Origin of the sequence: Streptomyces sp. GB4-14 (assembly GCF_022696125.1) — a bacterium.
Lineage (GTDB): Bacteria > Actinomycetota > Actinomycetes > Streptomycetales > Streptomycetaceae > Streptomyces > Streptomyces werraensis.
The window spans coordinates 48230-65811 of sequence record NZ_RZHO01000001.1 but is presented as its reverse complement, the minus strand read 5'-3'; the positions used below and the strand labels follow the sequence as shown (position 1 = coordinate 65811).

16 protein-coding genes and 1 pseudogene are annotated in these 17582 nt (G+C 69.6%); 11 read left to right on the top strand and 6 right to left on the bottom strand.

The window, feature by feature from the left end; genetic code table 11:
- The first annotated feature begins 274 nt into the window (after positions 1–274).
- The 4 genes from ELQ39_RS00300 (at position 275) to ELQ39_RS00285 (ending at position 5007) form a co-directional block, all read left to right on the top strand.
- Positions 275–805, top strand: a complete 531-nt coding sequence (locus ELQ39_RS00300) for a (2Fe-2S)-binding protein (RefSeq protein ID WP_190005495.1) — start codon at positions 275–277, stop codon at positions 803–805.
- Positions 792–1781 (top strand): FAD binding domain-containing protein, encoded by a 990-nt coding sequence (locus tag ELQ39_RS00295; protein ID WP_189408998.1) that lies wholly within the window; start codon positions 792–794, stop codon positions 1779–1781. The genes ELQ39_RS00300 and ELQ39_RS00295 overlap by 14 nt, the downstream gene beginning before the upstream one ends.
- Positions 1778–3994, top strand: a complete 2217-nt coding sequence (locus ELQ39_RS00290) for a xanthine dehydrogenase family protein molybdopterin-binding subunit (RefSeq protein ID WP_242590441.1) — start codon at positions 1778–1780, stop codon at positions 3992–3994. Before ELQ39_RS00295 ends, ELQ39_RS00290 begins: the two co-directional genes overlap by 4 nt.
- Positions 3995–4182: 188 nt before the next feature.
- Positions 4183–5007, top strand: coding sequence for an SDR family NAD(P)-dependent oxidoreductase (locus ELQ39_RS00285; protein WP_242590439.1), 825 nt, complete (start codon positions 4183–4185; stop codon positions 5005–5007).
- Between the two features lie 18 nt (positions 5008–5025).
- Here ELQ39_RS00285 and ELQ39_RS00280 read toward each other — a convergent pair whose 3' ends face one another.
- Together ELQ39_RS00280 and ELQ39_RS00275 are read right to left on the bottom strand one after the other, a co-directional pair.
- On the bottom strand, positions 5026–6330 hold the full coding sequence (locus ELQ39_RS00280) for an FAD-binding oxidoreductase (protein ID WP_242590437.1): 1305 nt from the start codon (positions 6328–6330) through the stop codon (positions 5026–5028).
- Positions 6327–7226, bottom strand: a complete 900-nt coding sequence (locus tag ELQ39_RS00275; protein WP_242590436.1) for an LLM class flavin-dependent oxidoreductase — start codon at positions 7224–7226, stop codon at positions 6327–6329. Before ELQ39_RS00275 ends, ELQ39_RS00280 begins: the two co-directional genes overlap by 4 nt.
- 84 nt (positions 7227–7310) lie before the next feature.
- Here ELQ39_RS00275 and ELQ39_RS00270 point away from each other — a divergent pair, with 84 nt between their 5' ends.
- Entirely contained in the window at positions 7311–7688 is a 378-nt protein-coding gene (locus tag ELQ39_RS00270; RefSeq protein ID WP_242590435.1) for a winged helix-turn-helix transcriptional regulator, read from the top strand.
- A 236-nt stretch (positions 7689–7924) separates the two neighbouring features.
- Positions 7925–8848: an aminoglycoside phosphotransferase family protein gene (locus ELQ39_RS00265; protein WP_242590434.1), complete on the top strand. Its 924-nt coding sequence runs from the start codon at positions 7925–7927 to the stop codon at positions 8846–8848.
- Between the two features lie 52 nt (positions 8849–8900).
- Here the strand turns inward: ELQ39_RS00265 and ELQ39_RS00260 are convergent, their stop codons facing one another.
- Complete coding sequence (locus ELQ39_RS00260) at positions 8901–9215, bottom strand: hypothetical protein (RefSeq protein WP_242590433.1); 315 nt, start codon at positions 9213–9215, stop codon at positions 8901–8903.
- Positions 9216–10065: 850 nt separating this feature from the next.
- Here ELQ39_RS00260 and ELQ39_RS32615 point away from each other — a divergent pair.
- A pseudogene (locus ELQ39_RS32615) lies at positions 10066–10320 on the top strand (RHS repeat-associated core domain-containing protein); the annotation flags it as partial.
- Between the two features lie 602 nt (positions 10321–10922).
- Positions 10923–11363: a DDE-type integrase/transposase/recombinase gene (locus ELQ39_RS32610; RefSeq protein ID WP_435813115.1), complete on the top strand. Its 441-nt coding sequence runs from the start codon at positions 10923–10925 to the stop codon at positions 11361–11363.
- Here ELQ39_RS32610 and ELQ39_RS00245 read toward each other — a convergent pair.
- Positions 11350–11811, bottom strand: a complete 462-nt coding sequence (locus ELQ39_RS00245; protein ID WP_031024005.1) for a hypothetical protein — start codon at positions 11809–11811, stop codon at positions 11350–11352. The genes ELQ39_RS32610 and ELQ39_RS00245 overlap by 14 nt on opposite strands.
- 141 nt (positions 11812–11952) lie before the next feature.
- On the bottom strand, positions 11953–12627 hold the full coding sequence (locus ELQ39_RS00240; RefSeq protein ID WP_242590432.1) for a helix-turn-helix domain-containing protein: 675 nt from the start codon (positions 12625–12627) through the stop codon (positions 11953–11955).
- Between ELQ39_RS00240 and ELQ39_RS00235 the strand changes: the two genes are divergently transcribed.
- The 3 genes from ELQ39_RS00235 (at position 12626) to ELQ39_RS00225 (ending at position 16350) form a co-directional block, all read left to right on the top strand.
- The gene (locus tag ELQ39_RS00235) at positions 12626–13135 is read left to right on the top strand and encodes a DDE-type integrase/transposase/recombinase (RefSeq protein WP_337662981.1); all 510 of its coding nucleotides are present in this window, start codon (positions 12626–12628) and stop codon (positions 13133–13135) included. The genes ELQ39_RS00240 and ELQ39_RS00235 overlap by 2 nt on opposite strands.
- Positions 13136–13866: 731 nt before the next feature.
- Positions 13867–15063, top strand: a complete 1197-nt coding sequence (locus ELQ39_RS00230; RefSeq protein WP_242590430.1) for a cytochrome P450 family protein — start codon at positions 13867–13869, stop codon at positions 15061–15063.
- Positions 15064–15327: 264 nt separating this feature from the next.
- Entirely contained in the window at positions 15328–16350 is a 1023-nt protein-coding gene (locus ELQ39_RS00225) for a LacI family DNA-binding transcriptional regulator (RefSeq protein WP_242590428.1), read from the top strand.
- A 100-nt stretch (positions 16351–16450) separates the two neighbouring features.
- Here ELQ39_RS00225 and ELQ39_RS00220 read toward each other — a convergent pair whose 3' ends face one another.
- Positions 16451–17539 (bottom strand): DUF1996 domain-containing protein, encoded by a 1089-nt coding sequence (locus tag ELQ39_RS00220; RefSeq protein ID WP_242590426.1) that lies wholly within the window; start codon positions 17537–17539, stop codon positions 16451–16453.
- Between the last annotated feature and the right edge of the window lie 43 nt (positions 17540–17582).

Below are 17582 nucleotides of genomic sequence, written 5' to 3'. Positions count from 1 at the left end.
AACGGCGGGAAAGAACAGGCAGGCGCGCGTGGAACCAGCGTAAGCGGCCATCCCTGCAGGCGCCCGGGACCGTTCGACCGTCACGCCGCCCGGCTCGGAACACCCCACCTGACGAGTCGAGAACACAGAGGTACCGGTTCCCACTTCTTGATCAATGCCCGCGTTTTGCCACGAATGGCGGACCTTTGTGCCCGGTTTTAGCATCGACCAGAAACCACTCCGGTTGCCAAGGCGCGCTCCTGCTCTGAACACGAACCTCATGAATCGAGGCGCTATGAAGCATGCCGACACGCCGACGCGCCCCAGCGAAGCGACATCACAGATCCCGGACGTAGAAGTCACACTCAGCGTCAATGGGGATGCGTACCGCATGCGGTTCGACTCGCGTGTGACGCTCCTGGACGCCCTGCGCGACCACCTGGGACTTACCGGCGCGAAGAAGGGCTGCGATCAAGGCGCATGCGGCGCCTGTACCGTTCTGGTCGACGGGAAACGCATCGTCTCCTGCCTCGCTCTGGCTGCTCAGTACGACGGCCACGAGATCACCACGGTGGAAGGGCTCACCGACAACGGCGAGCCGCATCCCTTGCAGAAGGCGTTCGCCCGGCACGACGCATTCCAGTGCGGCTACTGCACCCCGGGACAGATCATGTCCGCGGTCTCCCTGGAAGCCGAGGGACGCGCAGGCACGGACGCGGACATCTGCGAGTTCATGAGCGGAAACATCTGCCGCTGCGGGGCCTATCCGAATATCCGCGCAGCGATCCGCGACGTCGTTTCGGAGGGCAACGATGCGTCCGTTTGAGTATGTCCGGCCCGCCGAGACCGAGCAGGCGGTGGCAGCCGTCACCGCAGACCCCCGCACGTCGTTCCTGGCCGGCGGCACCACTCAGCTCGACCTCATGAAGGACGGCGTCCTCGAGCCCGAGCGGCTGGTCGACATCACCAGGCTGCCCCTCAAAGGCATCATGCACGCCGACTCGACGGTGCACGTCGGCGCACTGACGACGATGGAGGAACTCGCCGCGGACCCGCTGCTGCGCGAACGGCTTCCCTTCGTACGTGAGGCGCTCCTGCTCGGGGCGTCCACACAACTGCGCAACATGGCCACGATCGGCGGCAACCTGCTGCAGCGGGCACGGTGCCGGTACTTCCGCGACCCGACCGTCGCGGCGTGCAACAAGCGCGATCCCGGCTCCGGATGCGCCGCCATTCACGGCATCCAGCGCATGCATGCGATCTTGGGAACGAGTGACCAGTGCATCGCCCTGCACGCATCGGACGTAGCCGTACCCTTCGTGGCGCTGGACGTCGTCGTCCACATCCAGGGCGCGGACGGGCCGCGCGCCGTCCCGCTGACTCAGTTCTACCGTGAGCCCGGCACGACACCCCACATCGAGAACGTGCTGAACCACGGCGAACTGATCACGGAAGTCGAGATCCCCCTTCTTCCCGAGGGAGCGCGCTCGCACTACATGAAGGTCCGCGACCGCGTGTCCTACGAGTTCGCTCTCACCTCCGCCGGCGTGGCCCTGCGGATGGAGGGCGACACCATCCGTGAAGCACGGATCGGCCTGGGTGGAGTGGGAACCGTTCCCTGGCGGGCCTGGAGCGCCGAGGACGTGCTGCGCGACGCCACGGCCAGTGACGAGAACTTCCGGACCGCCGCGGAAGCGGCTCTGGAGGGCGCCCGGACACTGCCCGGTACTGCGTTCAAGGTGGAGCTGGCCAAGCGCACCCTGGTGCGCACGCTCGAGACCGTCGCGGGAGCCTCGTCATGACCACTCTGGAAGACCCGACGCGCACGGTCATCGGTGAAGGCGTCGACCGCGTCGATGCCCCCCTGAAGACCACCGGGGCCGCGCACTACCCCAATGACTACATCTACCCGGGCATGGTGCACGCGGCCCTGGTGGGCAGCACGATCGCCGCAGGGCGCATCCGCAGCATCGACGCCTCCGAAGCGCAGCATGCTCCTGGCGTCCTCACGGTGATCACCCACCTGACCGCACCCCAGCTGGAACGCGGACCGATGACCTTGCTCGGCCCCTCTCCGCCGGCTCCCATGCAGGACGACCGCATCCTGCACTACGGCCAGCACATCGCCGTCGTCGTGGCCGACAGCCCGGAACAGGCACGGCACGCCGCCTCGCTGATCAAGGTGGAGTACGAGCCGGGCGAGGCGCTGCTCGACATCGAGGACCCCCGCGCCGAAATCCTTGAGAACCCCTGGGGACTGGACACCGAGCGCGGCGACGTCACAGCCGGATTCGCGCAGGCCGACATCGTCGTGGACGAGCGCTACACCACCCCCGACAACACCAACAACCCGCTCGGGCTGTTCACCACCATCGCCTCCTGGCACGGCGACTCGGTCACCGTCCACGACTCCACCCAGTGGCCGCACAACGTGCGCACCTCCTTCGCCCGGATCTTCCGGATCCCCGAAAGCGGCGTGCGGGTCCTCGCTCCCTTCGTCGGCGGCGGCTTCGGCGCCGGACTGCGCGTGTGGTCCCACACCATCCTCACGGCGATGGCCGCGCGCGAAGTCAAACGCCCGGTGAAGCTCGTCCTGACCAGGCCACAAATGTTCACCTCCGTCGGACACCGCCCCAACAGCGTCCAGCACATCAAGATCGGCGCCACCTCCGGCGGCCAACTGACGGCGATCGAGCACCGCGCCATCTCGTCGGTGGCGATGGAGGACGACGACTACGAACCGGTCGCCGCCGGATCAGCGGTCGCCTACGACTGCCCCAACGCCCGCACCCACGACCGTCAGGCCCGCCTCAACATCCCCTGCCCGGGCTCCATGCGCGCCCCCGCCGAGGGCCAGGGCAACTTCGCCCTGGAATCCGCCATCGACGAGGTGGCGTACGCGCTCGGCATGGACCCGCTGGAACTGCGGCTGCGCAACTACGCCGAGCAGAACCCGGTCCTGGGCCTGCCCTGGTCGAGCAAGGCTCTGCGCGAGTGCTACACCGTCGGCGCAGAACGCTTCGGCTGGGCACGCCGCACACCGGAAACCGGCTCCATGCGCGACGGCAACTGGCTGGTCGGATACGGCATGGCCGGCGTGTCCTATCCGTTCTACCAGGTGCCCTGCCAGGCACGGGCGTCGCTGCGCCGCGACGGGTCCGCCTACGTGACCAGCGCCGCAACCGACATCGGCACCGGCACCTACACCGTCATGACCCAGCTCGCGGCCGAATGCCTGGGCCTGGACCTCAACAGGGTCCGCTTCGACCTCGGCGACTCCGACATGCCCTACTCGCCCCAGGCCGGAGGGTCCGGCCTGACCGGAGCGCTGGCCAACGCTGTGCACATGGCCTGCGGCAACCTCGTCAAGGAGTTCCTCGACATCGTCCGTGACGACGATGCCTCCCCGCTGCGGGGAGCGGCAGCGCACGAGGTCACCGCAAGCGGGGGCCGTCTGCACCGCACTGACGCACCGGACCAGGGAGAGGCGTACACCGACATCCTCGACCGTCACGGTCTGGAGGAGCTCAGCGCGGACGGCCGCAGCACACCACCCGACCCTCAGAAGATCGGCATGGCCACAGCCGGCGCCTTCGGCGCGAAGTTCGTCGAGGTCCGTATCGACCCGCAACTGGGCCTCCTGCGGGTGGCACGCGTCGTCAGCGCGATCGACGGCGGACGCATCCTCAACGAGAAGACCGCCTCGAGCCAGATCACCGGCGGCACCGTCGGCGGCATCAGCCAAGCCATGTTCGAGGAGACGGCAACCGACGCAGGTACCGGACGCATCGCCAATGCCACCTTCGGGGACTACCTGATGCCCGTCAACGCGGACATCCCCGACATGGAAGTGATCTTCTGCGGCGGCCCCGACCGAGCCACCACCGTCGGCACGAAGGGAGTCGGCGAAGTCGGCCTGGTCGGCATGGCGGCAGCCATCGGCAACGCCGTCCACCACGCCACCGGCCGCCGACTGCGCTCCCTGCCCTTCACCATCGACCAGCTGCTCCTGTGAACCAGAGCCCACCCATGCGGTGAGGTGGGGTGAGGGGCGGCAGTCACAACGCCCCACCACACGGGCAGGACCCCCACCTGGGCACCCGACCGATCCGCCCGGCGCCATGGCCTTCCGGGGCGCCGGACGGCCCGGCGGCATCCGCACACCACGGGCCCGCACCCGTCACCCACGCAACGGTGAACACCATGGACTCCAGCAGCACCGCCCGCCCCACGGTGGTGCTCACCGGTGCCACCAGCGGCATCGGCGAACACGTCGCTCACCTTCTGGCCGCGGACGGAGCCCGGCTGATCGTCCACGGCCCCCAGCCACCCGAGAGCCAGTCCCCCCTCCTCGACCGCCTCACCCAGCTGGGCGCGGGCGAAGTGCACTACCTCCAGGCGGACTTCGACCAGCTCGCCGCCGCCGGCAGACTCGCCGGCCACATCACAGACATCACCGACCGGGTCCACGTACTCGTCAACAACGCAGGCCGCCCCGGCCCGCCGACCCGGCAACTCACCGGCGACGGCAACGAGCGCACCCTGCAAACCAACTACCTGGCACCGGTACTGCTCACCGCCCGCCTCACCCCTCTGCTCCGCACCGCGCGCGGACGCGTGGTTCATGTCTCCTCAGCCACGCATCTGACCACGTCACTGGACGTGGACGACCTCAACATGCGACGCGCCCCCTACAGCTCCGCCGGCGCCTACTCCCGAAGCAAACTCGCCCTGGTGGCCCATGCGCGATGGCTCACGGAGCAGGCGCCCGAGCCCCGGTTCGACGCCGTGAGCGTGCACCCCGGAGTCATCCGCACACCGCTGCTGCACGCCATGTTCACCATCGAGGGAGACCCGCCCTCCCGAGGCGCACGCCACGTGGTCCAGGCCGCCCTCGCCACCGGCACCTGGAACGGGCAGTACCTGGACGAGGACACACCTGCGCAGCCGAACCCCGCAGCACTCGACGCAGAGTGGCGAAACCGCCTCATGCGGCACACGTTCCGCCTCCTGCCACACGACCCCTGACCCGCGCACCGACCTCACTCACCTACGGGGGCGCAGAACGCCGTCGGGGTCGTAACGCCGCCACAACGCAGCGACACGCGTGCCGACGGCGCCCGGGTAGGCGCGGTCGAACGAGGCCTGGCTCGGATTGCTCTCGAAGTTCACATACGCCCCTTCCGTGTGCTGTTCCACCGGCTTCCAAGCCCTGAGCAGGTCGTCGTAACCGTAGGGAGGGAAGGTCGAGGCGGTGACGAGGAACCGCTGATGCCGGTGCGGGAAGGCGGTGGCCGCAGGATCGGTCTCGGCCACCGCACCGCCGAGGGAGCGCATCTGGACGAACAGGGGCGTGGGCCCGGCCACCATGTCGACCAGCGCACGGCCGGCGGCCGGCGTGACTTCCGTGAGCAGCCCGTTGGTCGTGGAGGCGGGCATCTGCCCCACGTTGACGTGCATGTGCTCACGCGGAACGAGACTCGTGTAGGGCGTCAGCAGCGCCTGCTGGAGGGTCACCTCACCGATGCCGAGGAGAGGGTCGATCGCATCACTGATGGCCCGCGTGTCGTCGGTGGCGACGACCGCGGTGATGAACGCGTTCGTCACCGGCCCCTGCGAGGAGAACATGACGGCCGTCGTGAGCTCCCGCGGGGCGTCCTTCAGCACCGCGTCCAGACGCTGCAGCAACCCGCCCGCCGGATCGACCCGCGCGGCGATCTGCGCGTATCCCACGTTCCGCAGTTCGAGGGCCTCGAACTCGAAGGCCACGGCTATACCCGCGCCCGCGCCCGCGCCCCGCATCACCCACAACAGGTCCGGCTCGTTGGCCGCGTCGGCGCGCACGAGCGAACCGTCGGCCAGCACCACCTCCACCGCCCGCACACGGTCCACCGTGAGCCCGAAACGCCTGACCAGCCATCCGACCCCGCCACCCGTGGCGAGCCCGCCGACGCCGACATTGCCGTGGTCGCCGGAGCTGATGGCCAGCCCGTGCGGGCTCAGCGCCTGGGCGACCTGCGCCCAGCGGGCGCCCGCCTCCACCCGCACGAGGCGCCTGGAACGGTCGAGGACCGTGACATCGTTCATCCGCCGCAGGTCGATGACCAGCCCGCCGTTGTTGGTGCCGCGGCCGGACAGACCGTGCCCGCCGCTGCGCACCGCGACGGCAAGCCCGCGATCCCGCGCCAGGAGCAGGGCGGCGGCGACGTCACCGGCCGATTCCGGGACGGCGACGACGGCGGGACTGCCCACCGTGGTGTACGTGGAACGGTAGGTCCGGTAGCGGCTGTCGTCCGGCGTGATCAGCTTGCCGGACAGGGCGGCAGGCGCGGTGACGGGTCCCGGGTTCATCGCTGCCCCCTGCGCTCCGCGACGCGTGCGCGCACCGCCGGGACGACGCGTGCGGCGAAGAGCTCCAGCTGGGTCTCGGCATCGCCCACAGGCCAGAAAATGAAGGTGTCGAACCCCAGACGCAGGGCCCAGTCGGTGAGCGTGTCGACCCACACCTCGACGTCGCCGACGAGTCCGTGGCGGGCGCCGTGCGTCCCGATGGCGCCGATGACGTTGTAGATGCGCCGGACGGACCGCGGGTCGCGGCCGGCGGCCGTGGCCGCCTCGTCGATGATGACCTGCCGTGCGGGCACCTCCTCGGGCGGCACGTAGATGTTCAGCGGCGAGATCCATCCGTCGGCCGCCCGCCCGGCCACGGCGAGCATCTTGGACTTCTGCGCCCCCAGCCACAGCTGCACCGGGGCGGCCGGGACAGGGCCGGCCCGGTAACCCATGACGGTGTGATGAAGGGTCTGCATCCGTACCGCACCACCGGCCAGCGCCTGGTGCATGAGAACGAGGGACTCCTCGGTGAAGGCAACCATCTGCGCGCCCCGCCGGGGCAGGCCGCCCATGGAGGCGATCGCTTCGGGGAAGGCGCCGCCGCCCACCCCCAGCTGCACACGGCCGCCGGTGAGGACATCCAACGAGGCGGCCGCCTTGGCCAGCAGCGCCGGAGGCCGCAGCTGAAGATCGGCCACGTCCGTGAGGAAGGAAATGCGCTGCGTCGACGCTGAAAGGTGACTGAGCAGTGTCCAGGTCTCCAGGTGGCCCGGCTGGTACGGGTGGTCCTGGACGGCGAGGTAGTCGAGCCCGCCGGTGTCGGCCTGGTGCGCGAGCCGGCGGGTCTCTTCGAGAGCGTCCGCTGCCGGGTCGAGGCTCAGGCCGAACGACAGCGGGTGTCCGTAATCGGTCATGGCACCACAGTGCGGCCGCCCTCACGCCAGACCAAACGTCCCGTAAGCTGCTAATCTTACGTAAGTAGCTCAGGAGTAGACCACATGCCACGACAGCTCGAACGCAGTTCCATCCACGACGAAACCTGCCCCCGCTTCCAGGAAACCCTCGAAACGGTGGGCCGCCGCTGGACCGGCTCCATCCTGATGGCCGCCACCCAAGGCGCCAGACGCTTCGGCGAGTACCGGGCAGTGATCCACGGCATCTCCGACCGCCTGCTCTCCCAGCGCCTCAAGGAACTCGAAGCCGAGGGACTCATCGAACGCACCGTGGTGCCCACCACACCCGTCCAGATCACCTACACCCTGTCCCCCGCAGGGGAGGCCCTCATCGAAGCCCTGCAGCCCCTGGTCCGCTGGAGCACCCGCAGAGCAGCCCAGAACGCCCACACCCCACATCACGCCAGCGGCACACGCACCTGACACCTCCCGCCACGCGCCGCACGACAATGCGACGACAACACACCTGCCGGGACACCGCACGGCATCGTCTCCCTCGCCTGCGGCCTCATCTGCTGCAGACGCCTCAAGAAAGCCAGCCGTGATCGGGCGTGAGCGATAGCGGAGGGTGGCTGGTGAAGGTCGACGACGGCATGGCCGTCCGCTGTGCTCCGGTAGGTTGCAGCGAGAAACGCGATCGCGGCTGAAGGACGCATGACTTGAGCACGTTGGAAGCGGTCGAGGTCCCGCAGTCCCTGGCGGTGTCGTACGCCAGAGGTTTCGGCGAGGAAGGCCGGGCCTGGATCGCCGGCCTGCCGGCCCTCGCCGCTGAATTCCTGGACCGCTGGGAGCTGAAACGGGACGGCGCGGCCGGAGCCGGGGAAGCCTCGCTGGTGCTGCCGGTGCTGCGTAGGAACGGCACGCGCGCGGTCCTCAAATTGCAGATGCCCAGGGAGGAGACCGCTGCCGCACTCATCGGACTGCGCACCTGGAACGGCGACGGGATGGTGCGGCTGCTCGACCACGATCCCGAAACCAGCACCATGCTCCTGGAGCGGCTGAACGCTGCCCGCACGCTGACCTCGGTCGAGGACGACGACGCTGCGATGGGCATCCTCGCCGAGCTTCAGGCCCGGCTGGTCCGTGTCCCTGCGCCCCAGGGACTGCGCAGCCTCGGCGACATCACCGCTGAGATGCTGGAGAAGGTTCCCACGGCGGTCGAGGCTCTGGCTGACCGGGCAGACCGGCAGCTCCTGCGCGGCTGGGCGTCGGCGGTGGCCGAGCTTGCGGACGAGCCCGGAGACCGGATGCTGCACTGGGATCTGCACTACGACAACGTTCTCGCCGCGCAGCGTGAGCCGTGGCTCGCCATCGATCCCGAACCGCTCGCCGGGGACCCCGGCTTCGACCTCTGGCCCGCCCTGGACAGCCGGTGGGACGACGTCGTCATGAAGAACGATGCCCTGCGCGTCGTGCGGCGCCGCTTCGACCTGCTCACGGAGGTCCTCGGCCTGGACCGTGCACGCGCGACCGGCTGGACGCTCGGGCGGCTGCTGCAGAACTCGCTATGGGACATCGAAGACGGCGAGACCACTCTGGCCTCGTCCTCCATCGCGATCACGAAGTCACTGCTCAACCGGTGACCCTGCCCCTTCGGGGGGTGAACATCCACCACCGGATGCGGGTCGGCCGTTCCTACGCTGCCCGGTCCCAGTGGCCCGGAAGGGTGTCCCCGCCGGGTGGGTCCTGTGCGGCCTTTTCGCGAGCGCGCAGGATGGCCCAGGCAGGGATGGACAGGCCAGTGAGGTACCAGGGCAGTGGCCAGACGGTGGGCCACCAGGCTGCTTGGGGTGAGGCGACGAGGTCGAGGGCGGCGGTGGTCATGCCGGCGGCGAGGCTCCAGCACAGCAGGCGCCCGGCCCACCGGACGGCGGGGGTGAGCCGGCGTGAGGCGGGGGAGTGGCGGCGGGTGGAGCGGGAGCAGGGCATGCGTCTGCCCGGTGCGTTCATCGGAGAGGAGGTCCTTCACAGCGGGGCGGTTGCCGCGGGCTGGGGGACCACGCGTGCAGGACAGGTCCAGTGTGCATTCCGTGAGGTCCTGCACTCAGGAACTGCCCGTGTTCGCCACCGCACCTGAGACAACTTCTCCGGCCGACGTGTTCTCGGCATGACCAGCATGAACGACTCGGTGGTTACTCCCTCATGGTCGACTTGCAGGTCTGAACCTGTCTGAAAAGGACCGGTCGCTGACCTTGGCCCGTGAGGCACAGGACCTGTTCGAGCATTTTCGGTCAAAATGCCTGTCAAGGTCGGTGAAAGTTTCATCAACTGGGCCTACTTCACGTCCCTGTTGCGACGATACGAGTGCGTCTGAACCAGGGAAGCGGCGGGGCGCATTCCGGCCCGTTGCATATGACGCTCAAGGGAACGCCGCGTCGGTTTGTGTTCCTCATGTGACAGCTGTGTGCCGCTGGTGACCGCTGGGGTCGCCGGGTCTGACTTCCTGTGGGGGGAAGCTGATGCACTCGCGTGCTGCGCGCACGCCCATGTGGCGTGCCCGGAGAACACACCGAACCGCTCAGCACTCTTGCCGGAAACCTAGTCGGTGGCTGACCGAATCGGTATCAGCTAGAAGATGAGAAGGAGTGAGCATGCCTCTGGGATGGACCAGTGAGCAACAGGCTGGAGTGAAGCGATGGTGGCAGTTCGCTACCTTCTTCTGCGTCCTGGGATTGGCCCTTTCCGTGTTCCTGATAGTCAGCGGGAATTCTGGAGGGTGGGGACTCCTGGTCTTTATCGTTCTCCTGTGGGGAGTGGGTGCGTACTCCTTGAGGACGATGAAACGTAATCGACCTTGAGAATGCCGGTTGCCCTCCCTGCCGGGAGGGCAACCGGCGCGTGGTGCAGCAGCCCCTCGGCTTTGTCGACGACGCGGGCAAGCAACGCACACGTCGGCGGCGCCACCGGCCTGCCGCGCTCCACGCCGACCGACGCCGCCCCGCGGCCGACCCGCTACGCGGGTGCGTACGCCGACCCGACGGGCCTGTACAAGATGGGGCACCGCTACTACGCCCCCCTCGGCCACTTCACCCAGCCGGACCCGTCGGGGCAGGAGACGAACCCCTACCTCTACGCCAGCGGCGACCCCATCAACAACATCGACCCCCCTGGCCTATTCGATCTCGGGGGCACGCTGGCTGCCGCAGGTGCGAGCATCCCCGCCACCGTGGCCGTCACGCTGGTAGCAGGACCGGTGGCCGGCGCAGCCGTTGGTGGCTGCGTAGGCGGTGCTGTCGGTGAGATCGTGACCGGTGGCCGCGGACCCTGGAAGGGAAGAGAGCGAGCGCGCGGAGCCGCAGTGGCTCTTGCAGTGTGCGGTGTCACCTTGGTGATCACTGTGCTGTGGGTGGAGCACCGGACGCTTCTGCTCTGGGTCCTTCTGGGTGTTGCCATCCTCGCCATCCAGCAGCTGTTTCAGGGCTTGCGGGAGGCTAAGCGCGTACCCAACGACGGCAGGTACTTGGCAGCAAAGAGGAAAGCGCCACGCGTGAGGCTAGGCTCCCGGTCGTGCCGGGAGCCTAGCCTCACGTCTTGTAGAAGCCCGGCAGCGGTTCGCCCCGATAGCCGCCCCGCCCTCAAGAGCAGCCCGCTCCCGGGCCGCGTCGATGTCGTCCGGGACGGCGACGCCCACCCGGTCCAGGCGGTGCGGTATGACCGATGTCGAAGCCGCCGACTGGCTCACCGCCACGGCGGCCGGGGAGAAACGGAGAGCAGAAGTACCCGTGGCGGGCGGTGGAGGCCGACGGGACCGTGCTGGGCATCCTCGTGCGGAACCGCCGCGACAAGGCCGCGGCCAAGCGCTTCTTCAGGAAGCTGATGAAGGCCACCCAGTCGATGCCACGAGTGATCGTCACCGACAAGCTCCGTTCCCACGGCACCGCCGGCCAGCCGCAACGGCCTGAACACAGGCCCGAGCCGTGGGCCCACCACGCCCCGAAGCCCCATCAGACAATCACGCACCAACGACGTGACCACGCCGCGCCACGGACCGGACGGGACGCCCCGCGCGCCGATGGGGCGCGCGTCCGGCGCCGGGCGGGGAGTACCCGCCCGGCAGGCCGTCGACGCGAGGGCGCCGGGACCGTCAGATGTCGATGACGCGGTAGGCGATGGTGTAGACGCCACCAGACCCCTCGAGCGAGCGGTACTGGATCTCGGCGCCCGCCTCACTGCCCGTCACCAGCGTCGCACCCAGCTTGTCGTCGCCGCTCGTCGTGTCGTAGTCCCACAGCGTCATGGTGCGCGCCTGCTGCTTGCCGAGGACGAGGGCCGCGTTACCGTTGCCATCGGTCATCGACCGGACGTAACCCGGGCCCATCGTCTGGTACTTCACGCTCCCCGGCCACACCTTGACGGCGTTTCCGTTGGCGTCGGTGACCTTCAGGTAGGCCTCGTCGTGATCGCCCTCGCTCTGCTGGTGACAGGTCAGCTCCAGCAGTTCGATGCGGACGTAGTCGATCGGCTCGGCCTGGGCCGCCGCGGCGAATCCGGCGACGCTGCTCAGCGAGAGCAGAGCGGCGGTGGCCACTCGAGCGATTCCACGCATGGTTGGTTCCCCCTTGAACGGTGTGGTGGCCCCGCGTCGTCCTGCGAGGGCCTGTGCCGTCCCCCGGCACGCATCCACCCTGCCGCCGTCACCGCCTCGCATCTACGCGCGTCCCACTGAGCGGAACACGGCCGGACGCTTTCACGGACGTACCTCGATCCGGGACCGGCCCAGTGCACGGGTGACGGCGGCGGCTGCTTCGGCGACCCGGTCCGCCATCACATCCAGCCGCTGGCCGGCCTCGACCATCACGGCCACCGCCCCCACCACGGCTCCCGTCGCGAGCCGCACCGGGTGCGCGGCGCAGCAGACCCCGGCCACCACATCCTCCCGGTCCAGGACGGCGCCGCTGCGCACCGGGCCTCGCAGCGCTTTGCCCAGCGCCGTGTCCAGCGAGAACGCCTCGCCGTTGCGGACCGGCACGAGTGGCTCCGCCCGGCCGGGCACTGAGCAGACCGTCAGAGCCCGTTCCTCGTGCATCACCGCCAGCACCGCACTGCCTCCGGTGGCGGCTCTCAGCCGGTGCAGCGGCAGGCGTCCCGCCATGCGCAGTCCTGGGTGCGGCTGCCATGCCTGGCCGAGCCGGTAGAGCTGTGCGCCCAGCCGGTAACGCGCGCCGCGGCGCTCCACGGCCCCCAGGGCCACCAACTGCTCAAGCAGTCGGTGAGCCGTGCTCTTGGGCACTGCGCAAGCTACCGCCAGTTCCGTCACCCCTGCCTCGTCTCCGTGCTGCCGCAGCGCTTCCAGCAGCGCGAACGCCCCCTCCAGCACTCCGCGTCCTCTGTCCGCCGTTCGTGTACGTACGGCTGTGTCCATGACATCCCCCGTTGGCGTGTCCCGGTCGCGTCCCCCCACAACGGCGCGGCCCTCAACGTCCGGGACCATGTTCCCCGGACCGCTGTGCCGGGCGAAACCATTCCGGCGTGTCGCCCCGCACACACCCGGGATGGCTTTCGTCAGGATCAACGGAGAGCGGAAGTACCTGTGGCGGGCCGTGGAGCAGGACGCAACGTGCTGGACATCCTCATGCAGAACCGCCGGGACAAAGGCCGCAGCCAGACGCTTCTTCCGCAGGCTGCTGAAGAGGACCGGTGCGGTGCCGCGGGTGGTCATCACCGACCAGCGCTGGGAGGAGACCACCGCGAGAACGGCCACGGGTTGTGGGGGGTGTTGGCACGAAGCTCCCGTCCGACTGCGTCGTCTACGCGGCAGGCGGCGAGAGCCCGCTGGGCTTCCCAGGGCTGTGGGGCCGGTGGGAACTGCTCGGCCGCGGGCGCCGGCGGCGGTGGTGCCGTGCTGCTGTGGGCAGCCGGGCCGCTGTTGAGACGGCGCCGGTGGGCGGCCTGGCGGTAAGGATCTCCGCAGTACTTGCGGGGCAGGTCGCGAAGCCGCAGCCCCTCACGTGCAGAATCGGCGAAGGCACACCCAGACCGTTCCCAGCGCACCGATCGCCGGGCACCGGTCCCTCCTTCTCGGGTGGCCGGAGAGTCATCGTGCGCAGCGACGGCCAGGACGAGACTCTCGACACCGCCTACAGCGACCACAACCTGGTCGTGTTCCTGGAGGGCGCCTGCGTCGCCGGACCCGAGACATCCTGGACGACCCGCAGTGGGTGGAGGGTGGCGCGGCGGCCACGCCCACGCATCCCACGCCGCCTGGCGGATGTGGTGGCAAGTCAGTACGAGGCCCACCGTCAGTTCCCGTGCGGAAACTGACACCCGGCCGGCCGCACTGACGCGCGCCCACCGCCTTTCGCACGCCTGATATTCGCCTCCCCTCAGTGGCGACAGAAGCTACAGTCGGTGGGCGGTCGGGTGTTGATCCGAGGGGGCGGACCATTACCGGAACCATGAACCCGCGGCATCCGGCGTGCACGGCGCCCACGGCCCGGCCGAAACGCGTCCCTCCACGGCGCCGCACACCCCGGTGGACGACAACCGCCGGCCGCTTCCCGGGTGACCCCTCTCCCCGCCGCCTCCGCGTCGCCATGACGTTCGCGCCCGGTCACTGCGGCGCACAACTCCTTCTTCCCGGAATCAGTGAGGTGGTATTCCCATGAGCGTGGTCGACCTCGCGGCGCTCGGCGAGTCCTTCACCCGCGACCCCTACCCCGTCTACGCCCGACTGCGGTCGCAGGGCCCGGTGCACCGCATTCGCATGCCGGAAGGAGGCGCGGAGGCCTGGCTCGTCGTCGGATACGAGGCCGGACGCGCCGCCCTCGCCGACCAGAGACTCTCCAAGGACTGGAGCAAGGCCTCGCCCTCCCTTCCTCTCGGCGCCATATCCCCCGGCACCCATATGCTCAGGGCCGACCCGCCGGACCACACCCGGCTGCGCAAGCTGGTCGCCCGGGAGTTCACCACGCGCCGCGTTGACGAACTCGCCCCGCGCATCCAGGAGATGACGGACACGCTCCTGGACAGGATGCTCGCCGCCCCCGGCGGGCGGGTCGACCTCGTCGAGGCGCTGTGTTTTCCGCTGCCCATCACTGTGATCTGCGAGCTTCTGGGTGTGCCGGACCTGGACCGGGGCTCCTTCAGGGCGTGGTCGAACGACGCACTCGGCGCGGCCGACCCCGAACTGCGTCAGACCGCGGCGAAGTCGATGGCGCACTACCTGGTGGAGCTGGTGGAGCGCAAGCGGCAGCAGCCCGGTGACGATCTCATGAGCGGACTGATCCACGACTCGGACGACAACGGCGACAGGCTCTCCCACGAGGAACTCCTCGGCATGGCCTGGCTGCTGCTCGTGGCCGGCCACGAGACCACCGTGAACCTCATATCCAACGCCGTCCTCGCCCTGCTGACCCACTCCGAGCAACTGGCCGCCCTGCGCGCGGACCTCTCCCTCGTCGACGCAGCCGTCGAGGAGGCGCTGCGCTACGAGGGACCGCTGGAGACCCCCACGTTCCGCTTCACCACCGAACCGGTGACGATCGGCGACACGGTCATCCCCGGAGGAGGCGAACTCGTCCTCGTCGCCATGGCCGATGCCAACCGCGACCCCGAACGCTTCCCCGAGCCCGACCGCTTCGACATCCTCCGTGACGCCCGCGGCCATGTCGCGTTCGGCCACGGCATCCACCACTGCCTGGGTGCACCGCTGGCCCGGCTGGAGGCGCGCATCGCCCTGCGGACGCTGCTGGAACGCTGCCCGGACCTGGCCCTGGACGTCCACCCGGCGGCGATCACCTGGCGCCCGGGAATGATGATCCGCGGTCCGCGCAGCCTTCCCGTTCGGTTCGCCCGGTAGGACGGAGGAGCCACAGGGCTGTCACTTCCGCTGATCCGGCGCGGCCCGCCGGATCAGCGGCGGGCCGCGCCGTCGAGGAGCCCGGTCTTCCTGTTGACGTCTTCGGTGACCTACGGCCCGCCTCGTAAGGCTCATAGTTGACTGAGGTCTTTGACGTAGCCGATCAACCGACCGTCCAGCCAGACCGTGGAGGACGACTCGCTCGTCCGGCGTGACCGGCACACCGGCCCGCACCGAGGAAACGCCCGCGGTTAGAGTGCCCTCATGAACTGGCGGTCCCCGACGCTCGAGGACGTCGCGCGCGAGGCGGGGGTGTCCCGCGCCACCGTGTCGCGGGTCGTGAACGGCGTGCGCAACGTCGATCCCGGCATCCAGGAACTGGTCCGCAACGCGATCGAACGGACCGGCTACACGCCGAACCGCGCGGCGCGGGCGCTGGTCACCCGGCATCCCACCGGCAGCGTGACCCTCGTCATCTCCGGCGCGGGCGACGCCTTCGCCGGCCGGGTGTTCGCCGACCCGTTCTTCGGGCGCGTCGTCAACGGCGTCGTGGGGTACCTCCGGGCACGCGCCATGCAGCCGGTGCTGCTGTTCGCCGAGTCCCCGGTGGCCAGGGAGCAGGTGGTCGGCTACCTGCGGCAGGGCAGCGCGGACGGCGCCCTGGTGGTCTCCGTCCAGCCGGACGACCCGCTGCCGGACCTGCTCCTGGCCGCCCGGGTGCCGACGGTGCTGTTCGCGCGTCCCGCCCGCGACACACCGGTCAGTTGTGTCGATCTCGACCACTACGCGGGAGGGCGGCTCGCCGGGGAGCATCTGCTGGCCCGCGGCTGCGGACGGATGGCGACGATCTGCACGTCGCCGGAGGTCAGGGCTGGCCGGGCACGCCTCGCCGGATTCCGCGACGCCCTGGCCCGGGCGGGCCACGGCAGCGTGCCCGCGGCCGAGGGGTCCTTCAGCCTGGACAGCGGGGCTACGGCGATGGCCGCGCTGTTGCGGGACCACCGGGAGGTGGACGGCGTGTTCGCGGCCAACGACCTGATGGCTCAGGGCGCGTGCCACGTACTGCGGGAGGCGGGGCGGCGCATACCGGAGGACGTCGCCGTCGTCGGGTTCGACGATTCGAGCGTCGCCGTGACCTGCCGGCCGCCGCTGACCACCGTGCGCCAGCCCGTGGAGGACATGGCGGCGGCCATGGCCGGGATGCTGGAGGAACAGGTCCGCGGCGTCCGCACCGCACCTCGCACCCGGGTCTTCGCACCGCAGTTGGTCGTACGCGAGTCCGCCTGACCGCCGCGCCCGCTTGTCCGCTCCGTCGCACGAACGACGCACGGGCCCGACGGCACCCCTGTCACGCGGGTGCCGTCGGGCCCTCGGGCCTCCGGCCGGGTCAGGGCAGCCGGTGGTCGGCGTTCAGTACCGCTCCGCGCTCGGGGTGGTTCTGGTCGTAGCCGCGGGTGTCGCACTGGAGGCCGCCGACGATGCAGTGGTCGACCAGCGCCTTCAGGGTCCGCTCCTCCCAGGCGTTGAAGAAGTCGTAGTGGAAGGAGTACCCGCGGCCGCTGGCCAGGCGGACCTGGCTCATGTCGCCGTTCACCGGGAACGCCATCTTGAACTCGATCATCGGCAGGGCGACCGGGTGGGAGGCCGGGCACATGTTGTCGTTCGTGCCTGGTTTCACGACCGGGTAGGCCATGTGGCTTTTGTGGTCGGGGGTGTCGAGGTACTTGCCGTCCCAGCAACTGGGCGCCTGGAAGCGGATGTTGAGCTGCACGTCGGGACGGCTCGGGCAGGTGGCGGGGAAGTCGACGTTGAAGAAGCTGTCCCCGCACTCCCAGCCCTCGACGAAGCCCTTGTGGGCGCGGAACTGCTGGGCGCTCTGCAAGGGGTCACCGACGACGTACCGCAGCCCTCTGGGGAACGGCCGCACGCTGGTGTAGTCGGTGATGCCCGACTTGTAGTAGATGACCTGCGGGCCCACGGGGAGGATCTTCTTGTCCCCGTTGTACAGCGAGGGCATCCAGTACGCGGAGGCGTCGGCCGGTGCGTTGCAGGTGGTGTTGCCGCCGTAGAGGCTCGCCGTGGTGCTGCCGGCGTTCGTCGTGGTGTTGCCCATGAAGGTGTGGTCGTGGGACTTGCCGGGCTGTCCCGGGTAGATGATCGGATCGTCCGGCGCGGTGTGGGTGACGGAGCAGTTGGCCTGGAACTCCTTGTGGTAGCGCGGCGGCGGGGTCGCGGTGGACGGGGTCACGCCGGTGACCTGGGGCACGGCCGGTATGTAACCGTCGCCGTCGGGGTCGTCGGCGGACGCCCGGGTCGACACTGCCGTCGTGTGCCCGCTGTGCCCGCTGTGCCCGGCGGCCGGGGCGGCCGGGGTCGCGGCGGGACCGGCAGCCGTGGCGACGGTGCCGACGCCGAGGACGCTTGCGAGCAGTGCGGTGCCGAGCAGCAGTGCGGGGAGTTTGGAGCGTGGTCCCATGGGGCCTCCTTGCCCGCTGAGGTGCCGGTGTGGTGACAGCCGC